Origin of the sequence: Pseudochrobactrum saccharolyticum, assembly GCF_008801715.1 — a bacterium.
Taxonomy (GTDB): domain Bacteria; phylum Pseudomonadota; class Alphaproteobacteria; order Rhizobiales; family Rhizobiaceae; genus Pseudochrobactrum; species Pseudochrobactrum saccharolyticum.
Genome location: NZ_VZPG01000004.1, coordinates 311,570 through 332,080, shown reverse-complemented (window position 1 = coordinate 332,080; position 20,511 = coordinate 311,570). Strand labels below are relative to the sequence as shown.

14 protein-coding genes are annotated in these 20,511 nt (G+C 51.8%); 9 read left to right on the top strand and 5 right to left on the bottom strand.

Annotation, left to right across the window (positions count from 1 at the left end; genetic code table 11):
* Positions 1-150 precede the first annotated feature (150 nt).
* Positions 151-285, bottom strand: coding sequence for an entericidin A/B family lipoprotein (locus tag F7P81_RS13795; RefSeq protein ID WP_075656425.1), 135 nt, complete (start codon positions 283-285; stop codon positions 151-153).
* Between the two features lie 588 nt (positions 286-873).
* Here F7P81_RS13795 and F7P81_RS13790 point away from each other — a divergent pair.
* The gene (locus F7P81_RS13790) at positions 874-1,872 is read left to right on the top strand and encodes a GlxA family transcriptional regulator (RefSeq protein ID WP_022709850.1); all 999 of its coding nucleotides are present in this window, start codon (positions 874-876) and stop codon (positions 1,870-1,872) included.
* 114 nt (positions 1,873-1,986) lie between these two features.
* On the opposite strand, the gene F7P81_RS13785 is transcribed toward F7P81_RS13790, so the two are convergent.
* The 3 genes from F7P81_RS13785 to F7P81_RS13775 all read right to left on the bottom strand — a co-directional run bounded on the left by F7P81_RS13785 (position 1,987) and on the right by F7P81_RS13775 (position 7,687).
* The gene (locus F7P81_RS13785) at positions 1,987-4,497 is read right to left on the bottom strand and encodes a GcvT family protein (protein ID WP_151159954.1); all 2,511 of its coding nucleotides are present in this window, start codon (positions 4,495-4,497) and stop codon (positions 1,987-1,989) included.
* 373 nt (positions 4,498-4,870) lie between these two features.
* A complete protein-coding gene (locus F7P81_RS13780) occupies positions 4,871-5,155 on the bottom strand; it encodes a hypothetical protein (RefSeq protein WP_022709852.1) in 285 nt (94 codons plus the stop codon).
* A gap of 189 nt (positions 5,156-5,344) precedes the next feature.
* A complete protein-coding gene (locus tag F7P81_RS13775) occupies positions 5,345-7,687 on the bottom strand; it encodes a mechanosensitive ion channel domain-containing protein (protein ID WP_170265286.1) in 2,343 nt (780 codons plus the stop codon).
* A gap of 543 nt (positions 7,688-8,230) precedes the next feature.
* Here F7P81_RS13775 and F7P81_RS13770 point away from each other — a divergent pair.
* The 4 genes from F7P81_RS13770 (at position 8,231) to F7P81_RS13755 (ending at position 14,546) form a co-directional block, all read left to right on the top strand.
* On the top strand, positions 8,231-8,620 hold the full coding sequence (locus F7P81_RS13770; protein WP_151159952.1) for a hypothetical protein: 390 nt from the start codon (positions 8,231-8,233) through the stop codon (positions 8,618-8,620).
* 143 nt (positions 8,621-8,763) lie between these two features.
* Positions 8,764-11,298 carry a protein translocase subunit SecD gene (gene secD / locus F7P81_RS13765; RefSeq protein WP_151159950.1) on the top strand — a complete coding sequence of 845 codons (2,535 nt, stop codon included), beginning with the start codon at positions 8,764-8,766 and terminating at the stop codon, positions 11,296-11,298.
* A gap of 342 nt (positions 11,299-11,640) precedes the next feature.
* Complete coding sequence (locus F7P81_RS13760; RefSeq protein WP_151159948.1) at positions 11,641-13,422, top strand: cation:proton antiporter domain-containing protein; 1,782 nt, start codon at positions 11,641-11,643, stop codon at positions 13,420-13,422.
* A 173-nt stretch (positions 13,423-13,595) separates the two neighbouring features.
* Positions 13,596-14,546: a lysylphosphatidylglycerol synthase transmembrane domain-containing protein gene (locus F7P81_RS13755; protein ID WP_022709857.1), complete on the top strand. Its 951-nt coding sequence runs from the start codon at positions 13,596-13,598 to the stop codon at positions 14,544-14,546.
* 57 nt (positions 14,547-14,603) lie between these two features.
* Here F7P81_RS13755 and F7P81_RS13750 read toward each other — a convergent pair whose 3' ends face one another.
* Positions 14,604-15,458: a branched-chain amino acid aminotransferase gene (locus F7P81_RS13750; RefSeq protein WP_075656257.1), complete on the bottom strand. Its 855-nt coding sequence runs from the start codon at positions 15,456-15,458 to the stop codon at positions 14,604-14,606.
* A 645-nt stretch (positions 15,459-16,103) separates the two neighbouring features.
* Between F7P81_RS13750 and F7P81_RS13745 the strand changes: the two genes are divergently transcribed.
* From F7P81_RS13745 to F7P81_RS13730, 4 genes are all read left to right on the top strand, one after another.
* Entirely contained in the window at positions 16,104-17,117 is a 1,014-nt protein-coding gene (locus F7P81_RS13745; RefSeq protein ID WP_028233375.1) for an ABC transporter substrate-binding protein, read from the top strand.
* A gap of 277 nt (positions 17,118-17,394) precedes the next feature.
* Positions 17,395-18,489, top strand: coding sequence for an ABC transporter ATP-binding protein (locus tag F7P81_RS13740; RefSeq protein ID WP_022709861.1), 1,095 nt, complete (start codon positions 17,395-17,397; stop codon positions 18,487-18,489).
* On the top strand, positions 18,486-19,679 hold the full coding sequence (locus tag F7P81_RS13735) for an ABC transporter permease (protein ID WP_151159946.1): 1,194 nt from the start codon (positions 18,486-18,488) through the stop codon (positions 19,677-19,679). The genes F7P81_RS13740 and F7P81_RS13735 overlap by 4 nt, the downstream gene beginning before the upstream one ends.
* A complete protein-coding gene (locus tag F7P81_RS13730; RefSeq protein ID WP_075656254.1) occupies positions 19,676-20,467 on the top strand; it encodes an ABC transporter permease in 792 nt (263 codons plus the stop codon). The genes F7P81_RS13735 and F7P81_RS13730 overlap by 4 nt, the downstream gene beginning before the upstream one ends.
* The last annotated feature ends 44 nt before the right edge of the window (positions 20,468-20,511 follow it).

Genomic DNA, 20,511 nt, shown 5'->3' with positions numbered 1-20,511 from the left:
TCTTTATTTGGGCGCATTATCACGGGCGTCAAGTTGATCCAGCTTGACATAATCAAGAAGTCAAGTTGATCCAACTTGACTGTGAAATGCTCTAGCAAAAGCCTGCATTGATCCCTCAATGCAGGCTTTTAAAGTATTTTGTGTGCTTATTTACTCAATGGTCTGCTGAACAGCACGGCCGGTGTCTTTCACGTCCTTACCGACACCACGCACCGTATTGGCACAAGCGGCCAGCGACAGCGCACAGATAACAATAACAAGCGGGGCGAATACAGAAGTTTTCATCAAGATATCTCCCAAATCATGAACCAAAACCTGATCGCCTATCAGTTACGGGGCGTTTTCCCAAAGAATAACCTTAGAAAACCGCATCACTCCTGACAGAAAACGAACAGTTTCATGACAAGGAACGCGGAACGCCCCTTTCTGGTTGCATCACTAAAACATAATTCAGGAAATAATTGAGCGCCTTACCGGCTGTGCCTTGCACAATATCAAGAGACGCAAACAATATAGCGTTCGCGACATAATTTTATTTTACACCAATTCTAAGATTACAAAAAATTTGCGTCTGCACGCCATTTTTCGATACAAAATTACCATTTCGCGACAGGCATTTGGCCGCACTTCCCTAAGACCAAAGAATATGTCTCAATACCGATATCCTGATTGCGCCGTCTGTGTGGGACAGAAAACCGGCCTGTCAGAGATCAAACTATACAAAGCGGTTCAGACAAAACAGAGAGTGTTTTACGGGAAAAGCACCTTAAAGGATAAACCCGGCTCTTCTCTGGCCCGATCTGACCTGCACAAATTAATAATTGAGCATCTTGTTTTGCGACATGACAGCTCTGAAAATGCGGGAACATGGCCATGAATGATAAAGCACGGCTTAAGCGGTCTATTGTCTTTTTTCTGGTGCCGAATTTTTCTATGATTGCTTTTGCCACGGCGATTGAGCCATTGCGCATTGCCAATCGTATGCTCGGTTTTGAAGCCTATCGCTGGCGGCTGGCCTCCGCAGACGGTAAACCTGTCATGGCATCCAGCGATATTGAAATTGCTGCAAACACATCACTGGATGATGAACGCCGCAATCTTATCGGAGAGAACCGCCCCAGCATGGTATTTGTCTGTTCAGGCGTTCATGTCGAAAATTATCAGAATAAATCTGCACTGGCATGGCTCCGTGAATCCTATAATCGCGGCATTTCCGTTGGCGGACTGTGTACAGGTGCTCATATTCTGGCATCGGCAGGACTGCTCTCCGGCAAACGCTGCGCCATCCACTGGGAAAACCTGCCCGGCTTTTCTGAAACCTTTCCGAAGGCTGAGGTCTATGCGGATCTGTTTGAGATCGACAGCAATCTCTACACCTGCGCAGGCGGCACCGCGGCACTGGATATGATGCTGAAACTGATCGGCGATGATTTTGATGAAAATCTGGTCAACAGCATTTGCGAACAGGCACTGACTGATCGCGTACGCAAACCGCATGACCGCCAGCGCCTGCCACTGCGTGCCCGTCTTGGCGTACAGAATTCCAAGGTACTCTCAATCATTGAAATGATGGAAGGTTGCCTCACAGAACCTCTGTCACTACTGGATGTCGCCGGTAATGTCGGCCTGTCCCGCCGCCAGATTGAACGCCTGTTCCGTCAGGAAATGGGGCGTTCTCCTGCCCGCTATTATCTGGAAATCCGTCTTGACCGCGCCCGCCATCTACTGATCCAATCTTCTATGCCGGTGGTTGAGGTGGCTGTTGCCTGCGGCTTTGTCTCCGCCTCGCATTTCTCAAAATGTTATCGCGAACTTTACGGTCGTTCACCACAGCAGGAACGCGCCGACAGAAAACAGCTGATTGCTGCTTAAGAACACTGCAAAGGCCGGTTTTACCGGCCTTTTTATTTTGCGCTCAATCCATAAAAAATCACCGGCATCTCAAAGGAAATGCCGGTGATTTTGTCTTTGCAATGACGGAGAGTTTTAAGCTCTCAGGCGTTCATTCTCAGGATCAAACGGCGATTCCGGTACGATCGTCGCCTTGTAGTTTTTGCCGAGAATATTGATTTCCAGTTCCGTCCCGATTGCAGCATGTTCCGGCTTGACCATTGCCAGTGCAATACTCTTATTGAGACGCCATGCAAAGCCGCCATTGGTGGCGCGGCCAACCAGCTTGCCGTCTTTGTAAATCGCCTCAGAACCACGGGCATCGGCATCCTCAACACCGTGGATTTCCAGCGTTACAAAATTCCAGCGCAGACCTTTTTCGCGGGCAGCCACAGCTGCATCACGGCCGATAAACTCGCCTTTATTCGGATGAACAAAGCGATCCAGACCGGATTCAAAGGCATTATATTCAACCGACATTTCGCGCGGGATCAGACGATAGGATTTTTCAATACCCATCGACAGCATGGCGCGGATGCCAAACGGCTTGATACCGAATTCAGAACCGGCTTCCATCACCAGATCATAGATCGTGTTCTGCTGTTCAATCGGATGATGCAGTTCCCATCCCAGCTCGCCAACAAAATTGACGCGCAATGCATGGGCGGTTGCAGTGCCGACGCTGATTTCCTTACCTGTCAACCAAGGGAAATCTTCATTGGACAGGCTGGTGCGGGTCAGTTTCTGCAAAACTTTACGGCTATTCGGTCCAGCCAGAACCAGCACACCATATTTCTGGGTGATCGGACGCAGAATAAGCGAACCGTCTTTCGGTGCCAGCTTATAGAGATAATCATGATCGATATTCTCATAGGCACCGGCGGACACCAGATAGAAACTTCCTGGTTTCCACTCATAGACGGTGAATTCGCTCTGCACACCACCCTGCGGTGTCAGCATATGGCTCAGTGCCACGCGGCCCTGTTTCTTCGGCACACGATTGGCGAGAATGCTTTCCAGCCACTGACGCGCACCGGAACCGGTAACTTCCATCTTGGCGAAAGGTGACATATCCAGCAGGCCGACATTATTGGTGACATTCTTCACTTCATTGCCGACATGTTCGAAATAATTCGAGCGGCGGAACGACCAGAGTTCCTGAACCTTACCATTGGCATCCGGCTCCGGATGATTATGGTTCAGCAACACATCCGGCTTATCCAGCGATGCAACATCAATGCCATAGCCCTCCGGTGCAAACCAGTTGGCACGTTCCCAGCCATAGACGGAACCGAACACACCGCCCAAAGCCTTTTGGCGGTCATAGGACGGCGAGCGCTTCAGCGGACGCGCAGCCGTGCGTTCCTCATCAGGATAATGCACCGTAAAAACATCAGCATAGGCTTCTTCCGCTTTTTCTTTAAGATAGCCTTCGGTCACATAAGGGCCGAAACGGCGCGGATCGACGCCCATCATATCAATGGATGGTTCGCCCTCGACAATCCATTCGGCCAGCTGCCAGCCGGCACCACCCGCAGCAGTCACACCAAAGGAATGGCCTTCATTGAGCCAGAAATTCTGCAACCCCGGTGCAGGACCGATAATCGGATTACCATCCGGCGTATAGGCAATCGCACCATTATAAACTTTCTTGATCCCCACTTCGCCAAAGGCAGGCACACGCGCAATTGCGGTTTCAATATATGGCATCAGGCGTTCGAGATCTTCCTGAAACAGCTCATATTCGCTCTCGTCAGACGGGCCGTCCTGATAACAGACCGGCGCGCCGATTTCGTAAGGCCCGAGCAACAACCCGCCATTTTCCTCACGCATATACCACGAGCTGTCACTTTCGCGCAGCACGCCCATTTCCGGCAGACCTTTGGATTTGCGCTCCATGATTGCCGGATGCGGCTCGGTGACAATATATTGATGCTCGACCGGCACAACCGGCACAGTCAGGCCGACCATCTTGCCGGTTTTCGCAGCGAAACTGCCGGAAGCGGACACAACGTGATCAGCGGTAATGTCGCCCTTGTCAGTTTTCACCAGCCATTTGCCGTCCGGCAATTGTTCAATACCGGTCACGGTGGTGTAACGGTAAATCGTAGCGCCCATATCACGGGCACCTTTTGCCAGCGCCTGTGTGAGATCGGCCGGCTGGATATAACCGTCATCCGGATGCTGGATCGCACCGAGAATACCGTCCGTTTCCGCCAGCGGCCAGACTTCTTTGACCTGTTCCGGTGTCAGAATATTCACCGGTACACCAATGGTCTTCGCCACACCGGCATAATACATATATTCGTCCCAGCGGTCTTTGGTGCGTGCTAAACGAATATTGGTGCACTTACTGAAACCGACATTCAGACCGGTCTCTTTTTCCAGTTCCTGATAGAATTTGACGGAATATTTGTGAATCTGCCCGACCGAATAACTCAGATTAAACAGAGGCAAAAGCCCCGCCGCATGCCATGTCGAGCCGGAGGTCAGTTCTTTGCGCTCGATCAGCACAGAATCTGCCCAGCCTTTCTTCGCCAGATGATAGAGCGTTGACACGCCTACCACACCGCCACCAATAACCACCGCACGGGCATGGGTCTTCATGAAACTTCATCCTCTGAACCGGCAATGCCGCGTCTTGTTCTGAAGCGGTCCGGCACTGCAACATTCTGATACAGCCTGTTATTTCAGCCCCTTTATCCGGTGCGGTCATAACGTGGCAGGGCGCAAATCTCCCGCCTTGAGGCGCACCATTCTTCCGGTGTTTCAAAGCAGATTGCGCTTACTATGCTGTCAGTTCAGTGACTTGTAAGGTCTGTTTGCGACACCGCCGAAAAGCGCCGCGACGCGGCCTCTCAGCAGTGTAAATTCACCCGCGCAGGCAATGTCAAAACAAGGATTGCTGCTTTAAGCATAAGAAAAAGCCGCAACGGTTGTGACCATTGCGGCTTTAAAAAAATCAGTCGCTTTGAAGCGGTTATTTATGCGTACCGCCGCCATTGAGAATTGTGATGGCCTCATTGCCCGTCAGCGCCTCGCGGTCGCCGTTCGGAAAGGTCACAAAACAGCCGCTCGGGCAGATTGATACTGTTTCACCGGGCTGCACTGTCACCTGCTGCTTGGAAGAACCTTCCGTCACCACAAGCGTCTGTGCTGTGCTGTCGCTGTTCAGGACGGATGCTGCCAAAGCAGATGCTGATCCGGCCAGAATGCCTGCAATCATAACAAGGCTGCCAAATCCGGTTTTTTTCATATTCACCATAGCACTCCTCAAACTCTGAACTTCACTGCGGTTTCAATCTCTGTGTCAGTCACATTTTAGTCTGCACCGCATCATTTCATGGCCTTATTTATAATCATTGCCGATGAACCGCAACTGAATGAGAAGTTAATTAAAGCTTAATCCAGACAAGAATCGAACAACTTTCTGGCATTTCCTTCATGATCAGCTCTAAGCAACCTCTTCTGAATTTACATGCGGCTCAGGCAAAGGAATCGGAGACGGCAAAGGCATCACACTGATCCCTTCTGCTGCAAACCGCTCAACAATCGTGAATTGCAATTCATTACGCACACCGAGAGCGCTGGTAATATCGGCCAGAAAAATACGGATCTCGAAGCGCATCATCATATTGCTGCTGACCAGCTCAGTCATATTAATCAAGAACACCATCGGCTCCGGATTTTTCAGAACCAGCGGCGTTTCTTTGGCGATCTCAAACAGCATTGCCTGAATTCGGCGCACATCGGTACGATACCCGATCAGAAGCTGCATGTCGGAACGGCCAAGTTTGTTACGATGCGTCCAGTTGCCGACATTGTCATTAATCAGCGTCGAGTTCGGCACGATAATCGTCTCGCGCTGGAAGGTTTCCACTTCCGTTGCACGCACGCTGATCTTTTTCACAAAACCGCTGACAGTGCCAGTCTGTACCCAATCGCCGACCTTCAGCGGGCGCTCAGCCAGCAGGATCAGACCCGAAACAAAGTTCGAGACAATATTCTGCAAGCCGAAACCGATACCAAGCGAAAGACCACCGGCGACCAGTGCAAGGCTGGAGAGATTGATACCGGCAGCTGAAATACCAAGCAGCCCCGACAAAGCCAGACCGACATAACCAACTACGGTTTTGATGGAATTGCGCACACCCGGATCAATACGCCCGCGTGCCATGACACTGCCGTCCAGCCAGTTCTGGAACAACCGCGTCAGGAAATAGCCCATAATGAACAGCACAATACCGGTCAGGATGCTCAGCAGCGAAATCGAGAAATTCCCGATCTGGAAACCGGTCATAATCCGCACAAAACTCGTGCTCATTTCCGACCACTGGAAACCGAACTGCATCAGAACCAGCGGCACACCAATCAGCAGGACGATAAGATTAATGACGATACCCGCGAGCAGCCCCAGCTGATCCAGCGTGGCCTCATTGGCATTAAACTTGTCCCGCAGCTTCCGTCCGAGGCTGGTATTGGCAAAAGCTTTCTCATGGGTAATGGCGCGGGCTGTCAGAAAGCCGAGATACATGGTGACGATAAACGCACCTGTCACCACAATCTGCTGCGCCACAAAACGGGCAAGACCGATATAACCAAAAATCGCAGCACAAATCGGCACAAGTCCCAGCACGATCAGAATGATCTTGGTGAGTTTCGGCCATTCACGCAATTCACCGGTTCTCGGATTTTGAATCGGTTTCAGGAAGGCAATCGCCAGCAGCAGAGCGCCGACCATTGCTGTGCCGATCACACTTTTCGCCACGGTCAGCGACAAAGGCGAGGACATCACGCCATTCAGAATTTCCAGAAAATATTCAATACTCTGCGTAATCGCAGCGGCTGTCAGCAGCCAGATCAGGATTTGCGCAGGCTTTGGTGCAATCGGCAGCAGACGCCAGTTCGGCATATCGGGACTAAGCACGCCCCGTGCCAACCGGTAAATAAACAGCACCACACAGAAAAGAGAAAATAAGGCCGCCAGCAACTGCGCCACATCAGGTCGCAGCAGATCGAAACGCTGGAACAACACATAGACCAGCCCCAGAAACACGACAATCGCCACCGACGGAATGACCGTTGACCAGAAGGCAACGGACAAACGGCTGAGATAGCTCGGTCTGTCCTCCAGCGGATCGCGCTCATAAAGATCGGCGAGCCAGCGCCTTGCACTTAAGTGAATAAGCAATGCTGGAATAACGGAAATCGCCAAAACACCAAGCAATGTCCACAGGCGCGGATAGAGCGTGAAATCCCACCATGATTTCAGCAGATAATAAAATGTCTTGGTTTCATAACCGGCCGCATTGATAACCTCGGTCACCAGCGCCGTGTTAATATCAACGCGCTGAGACAGGGTCTGCGTAAACAGGTCACGGCGCATGGAGCCGATTTTCTCGATCAGCTGATTGGCCTGTACCGATGCATCTTCGGTAAAGCCGAGAACCGTATTGATCTCGGCCTTTTCTGCTGTCAGCCGCTCCCGCTCAGTCGCAACAATTTCGGATTCAGCAGGCTTACCTTCCGCAGGCGGAGGCCCCATCTGGTCAAGGCGTGAATTAATTTCGCTCAGACGCGGGCGAAATGCGAGACCGGCATCGAGAAGCTTTTTGGAAATTCCCTCAAGCTTGACCTTAATATTGGCCAGCGTTTCATCATTGCTTTTGGATTTATCGAGAGTTTTGCCGATCTCATCAATCTGGACGCGCAAGTCCTCGACAATCGTCTTTTGCTGCGCTGCCAGATTTTGCGACACGGATTGCGCCTGAGCCATATCCCAGCCGTTTCCGGTCACGCTCCCTGCAGCAATGCCCGATATCAGCAATACAAAGCACAATAAAAACCTTAAGGAGATTGCTGATAGGAGTTTCAAAATCTGTCTCTCAATAAACTGCTGCTTCCGATTCATATTATTGACTTTTCCGGGGCTTTTTCAGAGCCGTCAATCCACAAATAACAGCATAGAAATAAATGGGCGCAAACGCTGCTTTCTTATGCACAATATAGGCGCAAATAAGATTAAGGCCACAGCTTCATGTCACAGAGAAATTGTTTATCTTCTCGTGCAGGTCGTCAGCAGACATAGCTGTTTTTTGTCGGTAAAATGCAACAAAGCCGTGTCATGTCAGCTATTTTCCTTGTGATTAAGATGCTGAATGGTTAATGAGATGAAATAGTATTTTTGCATAAGCCGGAGACCTTCTGCAAATTTACGCAAGTCAGACATGATTTTCGCAAATCAGGACAAAAGCGAGCCGGAACAATTTTCAGATCCAGACTTTGCAGCGCGATAACGGGGAAAGCACGACAGGAACAGCACAGGCTGTCTCTTCGCACTGTGCTTTATTCTTTCGGCCTGCTGTGGTTTCTGTCCGGACTGCTGGCTCTGCAATCGGCATTAATTGCTGCCGGTGATCAAAACTCAATCAGCTATCAGACTGCAGCACTGGTACAGGATCGCCAAAGCGTTCAGACCACTGATCCGTCAGGGCGCGCGCCGAACAGCACGCTGACAGCGCCGGTTCGGGCAATTCTTACCCCTGCGCTTTATTTCAACAGCAAGGCTCTGCCTTTCAATGCTGACGGCACTTTCATTGTGCCTGCATTATTTGCCCTTCTGGCAGCTTTCATTTCCGCATCCGTTCTGCGCATTCAGCATAACCCGCAGACAGATGCCCGCCGGAGCGCTATCCGCGCCCGCGCACCGCCTGCTTTCTTCCAAATTTAAATTCTGCTTTCCGGCAGTTCTTTTAAAATAAGCCCTATTGGACTTTATTTGTCTGACAGGTCTTATGATTTCCATCTGCATTACGGCACGGTCTGTCTGAATACAGCCATTCCTGCCGCAAACAATCGGACCGGATTACTCTCATGCGTACACCCAAATGGGCTGTATATCTTTACAGTCTCATCATTCTGGCGGGCATATTCATTGCCCTGCCGAACGTCTTTACCAAGCAACAGCTGGAAAATATGCCCGGCTGGTTCCCGAAAAATCAGGTCACACTCGGGCTTGATCTTCGCGGCGGTTCCTATCTCGTCCTGGAAGTGGATGCTGCCGGTCTGAAAAAAGACCGTCTGCGTACATTGCTGGATGATGCACGCAGCAAGCTGCGCTCAGAACGCATTCAGCCACAGTCCATTCGTGTGGCCGGCGATGCGGTTCTGGTCAATATTACCGATACTGCGCAGCGTGACCGTGCGGTAACAGCACTGAAAACCCTGATTAATCCTGTATCGACCAGCGGTTTCGGCACACCGATCAATGATATTGATGTGACAACGCCAGGCGAACAGATCCGTCTGTCGCTGACAGAAGCCGGTTTCAACTACCGTCTCGACAGCGCCCTCACCCAGAGCCTTGAAATCATCCGTCAGCGTGTGGATCAGGTCGGTGTTTCCGAACCGTCCATCCAGCGCGTTGGCAGTGACCGTATCGTGGTTCAGTTGCCGGGTCTGCAGGATCCGACACAGCTGCGTCAGCTGCTGGGTTCAACGGCTAAAATGGCCTTCCATATGGTTGCGGATGCAGATCCGAACAGCCCGCCGCCTCCGGGCGTCACGATTATGGAAGATTCCAAAAATCCGGACATTAAATATCCGATCGAAGATCAGGTCGCACTCAGCGGCGAACGCCTGACCGATGCCCGCGCCGGTTTTGACCAGCGCTCAAACGAACCGATTGTTTCGTTCCGTTTTGACAGTCAGGGTGCCCGTCAGTTTGCTGAAATCACCACAAAGAACGTGAACCGTCCTTTCGCTATCGTTCTTGATGACAAGGTTCTGTCTGCGCCGACAATCCGTGAGCCTATCACCGGCGGTTCCGGCCAGATCAGCGGTCAGTTCACTGTTGAAGATACTGTTGTTCTGTCCGCCCTGCTGCGTGCCGGTGCATTGCCTGCGCCGCTGACAGTTATTGAAGAACGTACCGTTGGTCCGGATCTCGGTGGCGATGCCATTAAAATGGGTGTCTATACCGGTATTCTCGGCTTTATTCTGGTCGCCGCATTCATCGTCATGCTCTACGGTTTCTGGGGTATGATCGCGAATTTCGCGCTGCTTCTGAATATTGTTCTGACCTTTGCGGCACTGACCCTGATCGGGGCAACGCTGACCCTGCCCGGTATTGCCGGTGTTATCCTCAGTATTGGTATTGCTGTGGATGCGAATATTCTTATTAACGAGCGTATTCGTGAAGAAACCAAAAAAGGCATGGGCGCTATGGCTGCGCTCGATAAAGGCTTCAACTCCGCTTATTCAACCATTGTTGACGCCAACGTCACCTCGGTGATTGCAACCGTTCTGCTGTTCATGTTCGGTACCGGCCCTGTTCGCGGCTTCGCTATCACCATGATGCTCGGTATTGCCATTTCCATGTTCACGGCTGTTTCGGTCGTTCGCATCATCATGGCATGGTCTGTCCGCCGCCGTAAGCTGAAGGTTCTGCAGATTGAACCTTGGGTTCGCGTTGCACCGGAAAACACCAATTACCAGTTCATGAAAGCCCGTTATTTCGGGATTCTGGTATCTGTGGTTCTGTCGGTCGCCTCGCTGTTCCTGTTCTTCAAACCAGGTCTGAATTACGGTCTCGATTTTACCGGCGGTATTCAGGTTGAAATCACCACATCCCAACCGGCTGATCTGGGACAATTGCGTTCCTCGCTCGGCGGACTTGGTTTGGGTGAAGTCGCATTGCAAAATGCAGGCAGCCCTGAAAATGTTCTGATCCGCGTTCAGCGTCAGGACGGTGGCGAAGAAGCGCAGACTGTTGCGGTTAACAAGGTTCGTGAAGCTGTTCAGTCGATCGACAAGGATGTGAAGATCGAACGTACAGAAGTCGTGGGGCCAAAGGTCAGCGGCGAGCTTGCACGTTCCGGCTTTATCGCTCTGGTACTGGCTGCCGGTGCGATGCTGATCTATCTCTGGTGGCGGTTTGAATGGTATTTCGCCGTGGGTGCGATTGCCACGCTGGTACTCGATACCACCAAGCTGGTCGGTTTCTTCGTCATCACCCAACTCGACTTCAACCTTACAGCGATTGCGGCCGTGCTGACACTGGTTGGTTACTCGGTCAATGATAAGGTGGTGGTCTATGACCGTATGCGTGAAAATATGCGTATGTATAAGGCCAAGCCGCTGCGTGAAATCATTGATCTGAGTATCAATCAGGTTTTCGCCCGTTGTATCTACACCTCGCTTTGTACCTTCCTTGCTGTTCTTCCGATGGCAATCTGGGGCGGCAGCGCGGTTGAGAACTTCGCGATCCCGATGCTGTTTGGTGTGTTCATTGCAACCACATCGTCGATCTTCATTGCAGCACCGATCCTGATGCTGCTCGGCACCTGGTGGGAGCGTACTCATAAGCGCGGCCTCGGCGAGACAGACGACGCAGTGACTGCCAAGTAACAAAGACACGATCTTATCGCGCGGCATAGAGCATCGGACCGAAAAGTGTATTCGGTTTTCGGATTATTCCGATGCTCCATTTAAATATTAGAGCGTCCTTTGTGCGTCCAATTGGACGCACGGCGCTCTAAAGCCGCGCGATATCCCCTTCTCTGCTTTGCCCTTTTTCTGAACCTGCATAATTCCGCCGAGATTGCAGTTGAGACAAACGGCAAAAGACGCTTATCGCAAGGCGATGAGATGCTGCGCATCACGCCTTGGAAAGTTCAATCGCCACTCGGGCTTAACCAAAGTCCAATGAGTCTCACTCAACGGACTTTGGTTTTATAAGGACAAGCCGCTATGCCTCACGACACTCCCCTGATCGCTACGATTGTTGTTGGTCTGTGTCTGGCCTTTCTGTTCGGGGCGATAGCCAATCGCCTTCGCATTTCTCCGCTGGTGGGTTATCTCCTCGCCGGTGTTCTCTGCGGCCCTTACACCCCGGGTTTTGTTGCCGATCAGGAACTGACACTGCAGCTTGCTGAAATCGGCGTCATCCTGTTGATGTTTGGTGTCGGCCTACATTTTTCCGTCAAGGAGCTGCTGTCAGTCAAAGCCATCGCGGTTCCGGGAGCGCTGGCGCAGATTTTTGCCGCAACCGCTCTTGGCACCGGCCTCGGCCTGATTATCGGCTGGGATCTCACAGGCTCTGTGGTTTTTGGTCTGGCACTCTCCACTGCATCGACCGTTGTGCTGCTGCGCGCTATGCAGGAGCGTCGCCTGATGGAAACCGATCGTGGCCGCATTGCCGTCGGCTGGCTGATTGTTGAAGATCTGGTCATGGTGCTGACGCTTGTATTGATGCCAGCCATTGCCGGTTTGTTACATGGCAATTCCGGTACGGTTCCGTCAGACCCTATTGCTTCGTATCTGGGGCTTGGCATTACCGGCATCATTGTACTGACACTGATCAAAATCGCGGTCTTCATTGCACTGATGCTGATAGTCGGCAAAAGAGTTGTGCCATGGGTGCTTGAGGTGATTTCCGCCAGCGGCTCGCGTGAACTCTTCCGCCTCGGCGTGCTGGCCATTGCGCTTGGCGTGGCCTTTGGCGCTGCCAACCTGTTTGGCGTTTCACTGGCACTGGGTGCATTTTTTGCCGGTATGGTGATGAGTGAATCAGAACTCAGCCATCAGGCGGCCGAGGAATCCCTGCCGCTGCGTGATGCATTTGCGGTGCTGTTTTTTGTCTCGGTCGGCATGTTGTTCGATCCGATGGTGCTGATTAATAATCCTCTGTCCCTGCTGGCGACATTGCTGATTATTATGATCGGAAAATCCGCTGCCGCTTTTTTTATTGTGCGCGCGTTCAAACATCCGACGGGTACCGCACTGACCATCTCCGCCAGCCTTGCGCAAATCGGTGAATTCTCATTCATTCTGGCCGGTCTTGGCGTATCGCTGAAAATCATGCCGCCGGAAGCACGCGATCTGGTGCTGGCCGGTGCTATTCTTTCCATTCTCTGTAATCCGCTGGTCTTTATCGGCTTTGAAAAACTGCGCCCGTTTATTGAAAGAAAGCTTGGAGCGAAACAATCCGCAGATGTCACAGATCTCGACGCTGATGACAAAGACAGTGCGGCAGATGATTTCAGCACCTATGCAACCACACAAACCGGCCACACGATCATTGCCGGTTATGGTGAGGTGGGCTCGCGTGTTGCAGCCAGACTGATTGAAGAAAAGCGCCCGCTCGTCGTGATTGAGAATGCCGAGAAACCGGCCACAGAATTACGTGAAACAGGTGTCGAAGTTATTCTCGGCAATGCCGCCGATGCCGATGCACTGGCCAGAGCCGGTCTTGCAGATGCACAATGCCTGATCCTCGCTCTGCCTTATGCATTTGAGACAGCGCGTGTTATTGCGCAGGCCGGTCAGATCAATCCGTCCCTGCATATTATTGCCCGCGCTGAATCGGTAGTTGAGGCTGATTATCTGCGTGATCTCGGGATTGGTACGATTATTCTGGCAGAAGAAGAAATTGCCCGCGGCATTCTCGGAAAAATTTCCGAAACAAAGACAGATTATGTAAAAAACTTGACAGAAACTTCACCTGAAGAACCCTTAAGTTCCATAAATTAATGATTAAGACATAAAAATCGTTAAAAGTGACGAAGTATAAAAACTGACAACATGTGAATACCTGTTACAAATGAGTGATGTGGAATCAATCAGCAGACATCCGCCCTTAAAAGACGGAATTCCGGTGATGACTTGTGTGACCACACCAACAACAAAAGGGTGTCATCTGATAGATGAAATGGAAAGATTACATCTGGCCGACAATCGGCATCGGCGCGGTTATTGTATCCGTATGGCTTCTGTATAATGAACTGCGCAGCATTTCTCTTGAGGATGTAATTGACAGTCTCGCGGCGATTACCCTGAAACAATGGCTGCTGAGTGCTTCCTGTGCATTGCTTTCCTATATGGCGCTGGCCGGTTACGACCGCATCGCGCTCAAGCATCTGCACAAAAAAATCTCATGGCTGTTTATCAGCCTGTGCTCTTTCACCGCTTATGCCCTGTCCCATAATATCGGTGCTTCGGTTATTTCCGGTGCGGTTGTCCGCTACCGTGCCTATTCTTCCAAAGGCCTTTCCGGTGCAGAAGTGGCCGTTCTGGTCGGTTTCTGCTCTTTCACCTTTGCGCTCGGCACGCTGATTCTCAGTGCTATTGTTCTGCTCGTTGAGCCGGAGCTGCTTCAGCGCTTTAACAATGATATTCCTGAAAGCCTCGCAATAGCTGCCGGTGTCGTCATTCTCGTATTGGTTGCGCTTTATGTATTTGGCAGCTTCATGCAATTGCGGCCTTTGCGCATCGGCTCAAAATTCCAGCTGTCCTATCCGCGCCTGTCCGTTGTGTCATGGCAGCTGCTGATCGGCCCTCTGGAACTGATCGGTGCAGCAGGCATCATCTATTTCGCTCTGCCTGAAGTGAACCATCCGGGCTTTCTGATTGTGCTCGGCATTTTCCTGATCTCATTCTCGGCAGCTCTGATTTCCAATGCACCGGGCGGTCTTGGCGTTCTGGAATTTCTGTTCATCACCGGCCTGCCAAATCTCAATCCGGCCGATGTGCTGGCGGCGCTGATTGTCTTCCGCCTGCTCTATCTGCTGATACCCTTCGGTATCTCTCTGATTGTCGTGCTGATTTTTGAGAAGAGTGAATTCTCCAAAAAGCGCAAACTTGATATCAAGTCTTGAAAACAAAAAAGCCGCGAAACTTAAGTTTCGCGGCTTTTTTGTTAAGGGATGACACTCTTACGAATGCGCCCAGTCCCAATAGAGTTTGCGGGCTTTTTGCGCAACCGGACCATAGCTCAGCTGCTTGTCGTCAAAGCCGATCACCGGCACGACCTTGGAATGATTGCCGGTTGAGAAAATCTCATCGGCTTCACGGAAATCTTCAACCTTCAGCGTGGTTTCCGTTACAGACACACCATTATCACGCAGCAGACCGATTACGCGCTGGCGGGTAATACCGTTGAGGAATGTGCCGTTTGGCGCAGGTGTAAACACTTCACCATCGCGCACCATGAACACATTGGAAGATGCCAGTTCGGCCACATTACCCAGCATATCGCAAACCAGCGCATTGCCGAAACCCTTGGCACGGGCTTCACGGATCATACGGGCATTATTCGGATAGAGGCAGGCAGCCTTGGCATCCAGCGGCATGGTCTCAATTGTCGGACGACGGAAACGTGTAGTGGTAATGGTGAAACCGGTTGGCTCGCCCATCGGAATTTCTTCCAGACACAGCGCAAAATCCGTGCTTTCGGCAGCAGGCAGAACCACATTGGCTTCGCCCTCTTCCGCCCAATACATCGGACGGATATAGACCGCAGCATTCTCGCCGAATTTTGTCATGCCCTGACGGCTCAGTTCCATGATTTCTTCAGGCGTATTCGTCGGTTTCAGACCAAGTGCCTCTGCGGAGCGGTTAACGCGTGCGCAATGGCGATCCAGATCAGGGATCACACCTTCAAAACCGCGTGCACCGTCAAAAACCAGCGAACCAAGCCATGTTGCCTGTGATGACGCACCGAGAATGCGCACATCGCCTTCATGCCATTTGCCTTTATAAAATGTCCAGCTACGACCAATCTGGCCCATGTCACTTCTCCATATGCGAATCAAATTTGAAATCCGGCAGTCTGCTGCAAGCAAAATCCGGCCCGTGGCGACCAGCTGCATTTGTCCGTAACCGGCTGAGTTTATCAGCAATCTCCGGCAAGGTGGCAGCGTCAGCAACGCAGAACCACATTAAAATCCTCTCAGGGAAGTGCAACTCCCCAAAGATAAAAACTATTTTTTTAATTTATTCCGGTGCGCGGAAGCCTCAATAAAATCAGCAGTCCATACATTTTAAACACAAAATCATTCCTAAAACGCATCAACTTTGTCATTTCCGGACCGGAATATATCTGTGTGACGTAAACGGAAGCCAGCCTTTTCAAGCCAAGGAAAACACACATCATTCTTACTGTGGTTTTATGATTTCAAGACCATTTCCCTGCAATGAGGCAGCAGAAATGCTTCATGCTCTTTGCGCAGGAGCTGCCGCAAAGCCCCTCATTCAACATTGTCACAATGCTAAATTAGCGCCTGCACTATGCGACATTAATTGTATGGCAACTGCACAATCAGCTATTGCCCCCCTGCATTTCCTATGGAAAACTTGTTGCAACAAATTTCATAACAATAAACTGTGGGGAATAATCAATGAAGCTTACGCATATTGCATTCACGGCCTGCACCATGCTCGGCGGTCTGGCTCTCGCAGCCGGTTCTGCTCAGGCACGCGACCTTACAGTTGTCTCCTGGGGCGGCAGCTATCAGGACGGACAGCGCGAAATTTATTTCAAACCTTTTGCTAAAGAGCTGGGCAAACCGGTTCTCGATGAGAGCTGGGATGGCGGCTACGGCGTTCTGCAAGCCAAGGTCAAAGCTGGCGAAACCAACTGGGACGTTGTGCAGGTTGAAGCTGAAGAGCTTGAGCTTGGCTGTGCCGATGGTATTTATGAAAATATCAATTGGGAACAGCTCGGCGGCAAAGATAAATTCATTCCGGCAGCGGTTCATGATTGCGGCGTCGGCGCGATCGTCTGGTCTACCGGCATCGCCTATAATGGCGACACGATGAAAGATGCCCCGCAATCATGGGCTGATTTCTGGGACGTGAAAAAATTCCCGGGAAAACGCTCTTTGCGTAAAAGCGCCAAATATTCTCTTGAATTTGCGCTGATTGCCGACGGTGTTGCACCGAAAGATGTTTATGATGTGCTGGCATCACCGGAAGGTGTGGATCGTGCCTTCAAAAAACTCGATGAAATCAAGCCGCATATCGTGTGGTGGGAAGCCGGTGCGCAGCCGGTACAGCTGCTCTCTTCCGGTGAAGTGGTAATGGCCTCGGTCTATAACGGCCGTATCAATGCGCTGAACCGCACCGAGAACAAGAATTTCGGTTTTGTCTGGCCGGGCAGCATCTATGCCGTCGACAGCTGGGCAATCATGAAAGGCACGCCTTTCCCGAAAGAGTCGATGGATTTCATCGCTTTCGCCAGCAAGGCCGACAATCAGGCCAAACTGCCTGAATATATCACCTATGGTCTGCCGAATATCGAAGCCGATAAATTCGTTGACGAAAAATACCGCAAAGACCTGCCGACCACACCGGCCAATATGACCGATGCAGCAGCCATTGGCGTGGAATTCTGGACAGATAATTCTGAAAGCCTGAACCAGCGCTTCAACGCATGGCTTGCCCAGTAAGCTGAAGTCAAAGACCGGCAATCATATGACCGGTTATGCAGTTGTTCCGGAATTTGCATACCTTCCCCCGTAAGGATGCAAATTCTCCGGAACGGCTGTACTTCGCAGCTTAATTTTCCTGACTGCTAAGCAGTCATCTTTTCCCCGACTGCACGGCAGTCATTCGATTCAAAAGCGCATTTCCTGTTGCCGCCCCGCAGCAGACAACAGCAAACACCGTCCTGTTTGACTCCCGAAAACGGTCTGACGGTGCTTCGCTCCATTCGAGGTTTTACGCGTGAATAATCCCTTCATTCATTTTGACAAGGTGAGCAAAGCATTCGGCTCCCTGACAGTTGTCGATAATCTGGATTTAACCATCGGCAAAGGTGAGTTTGTCAGCATGCTCGGGCCTTCCGGTTCAGGCAAAACAACCTTGCTGATGCTGCTGGCCGGTTTTGAGCGCCCTACCGGCGGCACTGTCAGTGTTGACGGTAAACGTATCGATCAGCTCCCGCCGCATAAGCGCAATATGGGCGTGGTGTTTCAGAACTACGCATTGTTTCCCCATATGACCATTGCCGAAAACGTGGCTTTCCCGCTGAAAATGCGCGGGCTATCCAAGTCTGAAATGCAGGATCGTGTGAAGCGTGCATTGGATATGGTGCAGCTTGGCACCATGCTGGAGCGCAAGCCTTCGCAGCTTTCCGGCGGCCAGCAGCAGCGTGTGGCACTGGCACGTGCTCTGGTTTTTGAACCGGAAGTGGTGCTGATGGACGAGCCGCTCGGCGCTCTCGACAAGCAGTTGCGTGAACGTATGCAGCTCGATATCCGCGAATTGCATCATCGTCTCGGCCTGACCATTGTTTTCGTGACCCATGACCAGTCCGAAGCGCTGACTATGAGCGACCGCATTGCCGTATTCAATCGCGGTAAGATTGAGCAGATCGGCACGCCATCCCAGATTTACGACCATCCGGCCACGCAATTTGTTGCGGAATTTATCGGTGAAACCAATCTGATCGACGGTAAAGTCTCCGGCATCCACAATGGCGAAACCCAGATCCGTCTGAACAATGGTCAGGATATCCGTGTAGACGCCGAAGCACCGTTCCATGCCGGTCAGGATATCCGCCTGTCGCTGCGGCCTGAGCGCGTGCGGCTGAATACAGAGGAAAGTGCCGCCAATCATCTGACAGCAACCGTCAGCGATATTGTCTATCATGGCGACCATCTGCGCGTGGCACTGGACTTTGCAGGCCAGAGTCTTGTCACCAAGGCCGACCGCAGCTTCCATAATTTGAAAGCCGGCGATCCGGTCACCTTATCTTTCCTGCCAGCTGATTGCTGGCCGATTGCAGTTCCTGCCCGTAATTCTCAGGTGGCGGCATGAATGAACTGCAACGACAACGGCTGAAATCTTTCGCACTGGTGGCACCGCTGGCTTTGTTCCTGCTGGTCTTTTTCATCATTCCGTTGGTGACGATGATGAAAGAGGCAGTGTCTGATCCGGTTGCGGCCAAAGCTCTGCCGCTCACTGCACAGGCTGTCAGCGACTGGAATCCGGAAGCACCGCCGACACCGGAAATGAAAGCCGCACTGGCGGAAGATATCCGCAACAATGATGATGCCCAGCTCTTTGGTGATCTGGTACGCCGCCTCAACAGTGCGCAACCCGGCTTCCGCACGCTGATGAGCAAAACCCGTAATCAGCTGACCAAGCTTGAAGAGCCGGTTGATTATGCCCAGATTGATCTCGTCGCCATCGACAAGAAATGGGGCGAACAGCAATACTGGCAGGCCATTGCTTCAGCGGCTTCAACCACACTGACAGACCGTAATCTGCTGGCAGCCGTGGATATGGAGCGCGACATCTCCGGTGAAATCCGCTCTCTGCCATCCGATGCCTCTGCCAATGTCACCATTATGGTGCGTACCTTCATCACCGCGCTCAGCGTTACGATTGCCTGCATTCTCATCGGTATTCCGTTCGCTATGGTTGCAGCCTCTGTTGAAGGCTGGAAACGCCAGCTACTGCTCGGCGCAGTACTGCTGCCACTCTGGACATCGCTGCTGGTACGTACGGCCGCATGGTTTATCCTGTTGCAGGATCAGGGGCTGATTAATAATGCGCTGATCGCAATCGGCATTACCAGCGAACCGCTGGCACTGATCTTCAACCGTACCGGCGTAATTATCGCCATGACCCATGTGCTGCTGCCCTTCATGGTGCTGCCGGTGTTAAGCGTGCTGATCGGCATTCCGAAAAATCTGATGCCAGCCGCCGCTTCACTCGGCGCACATCCGCTGCGTTCTTTCTTTCATGTGCTGTTACCATTGATTATGCGCGGCGTGGTTTCCGGTTCGCTGCTCGTCTTCATGACAGCGCTTGGCTATTACATCACCCCTGCTCTCATCGGCGGCGCAAAAGATCAGCTCATCAGCTCGGTCATCGCCTTCTACGCCATGGGCGCTGCAAACTGGGGCATGGCCGGTGCGCTTGGCATGGTTCTGCTGATTGCAACCATCCTGCTCTATACGATCTATATGCGTCTCTCGACCGAGAAGGAGGTACGTTCATGAACGGCTTCAAACTCCTCAAACTTCTGTTTGGCGCAGCGGTCGTATTCTTCCTGCTGGCACCGCTGGTGGCAATCCTGCCACTGGCCTTCACCAGCGGGGCGTTGCTTGGCTATCCGATGGAAGGCTATTCCACACGCTGGTTTCAGGAACTGGTGCAGGCGGACGCATGGCGCAGGTCGATCATCAACAGCCTGATTATCTCTGTCGGCACCACGGCACTGGCAACAGTACTGGGCACCGTCGGAGCGCTGGGGCTGCGCGGCAATCAGTATTCCTTCGTGTTCAATTCGATCAAAACAGTGTTTCTGCTGCCGATGGTCGTGCCTGCTGTGGTGCTCGGCGTGGGCATGCAGCTGATGTTTGCACAATATGATCTGCTCAACTCCTATATCGGCGTAATTATCGCCCATACGGTTGTGGCAGTACCATTCGTGGTCATCAATGTGCTGGCTGTGCTGCAAAGTGTTGACCGGCGCGTGGAACAGGCGGCTGCAAGTCTTGGTGCACCGCCCCATATAGTCCTGCAAAAAGTGACACTGCCGCTGGCAAAACCCGGCATTATTTCCGGTGCTGTCTTTGCTTTCGCAACCTCGCTGGATGAAGTGGTGCTGACCCTGTTCGTGGCAGGTCCGAACCAGCGCACACTGGCACGACAGATGTTCTCGACCATCCGTGAGAATATCAGTCCGGCTATTGCCGCCGCTGCATTCGTCTTCATTGTCGGTACAATATTAATTGCGCTGGTGATGATCCTGACACAGCGTAAAGCAGCTGCACAGCCGCAATAAAATAAACAATTACAAAAAGATAAAAGCCGCCTTTGAATCAATTT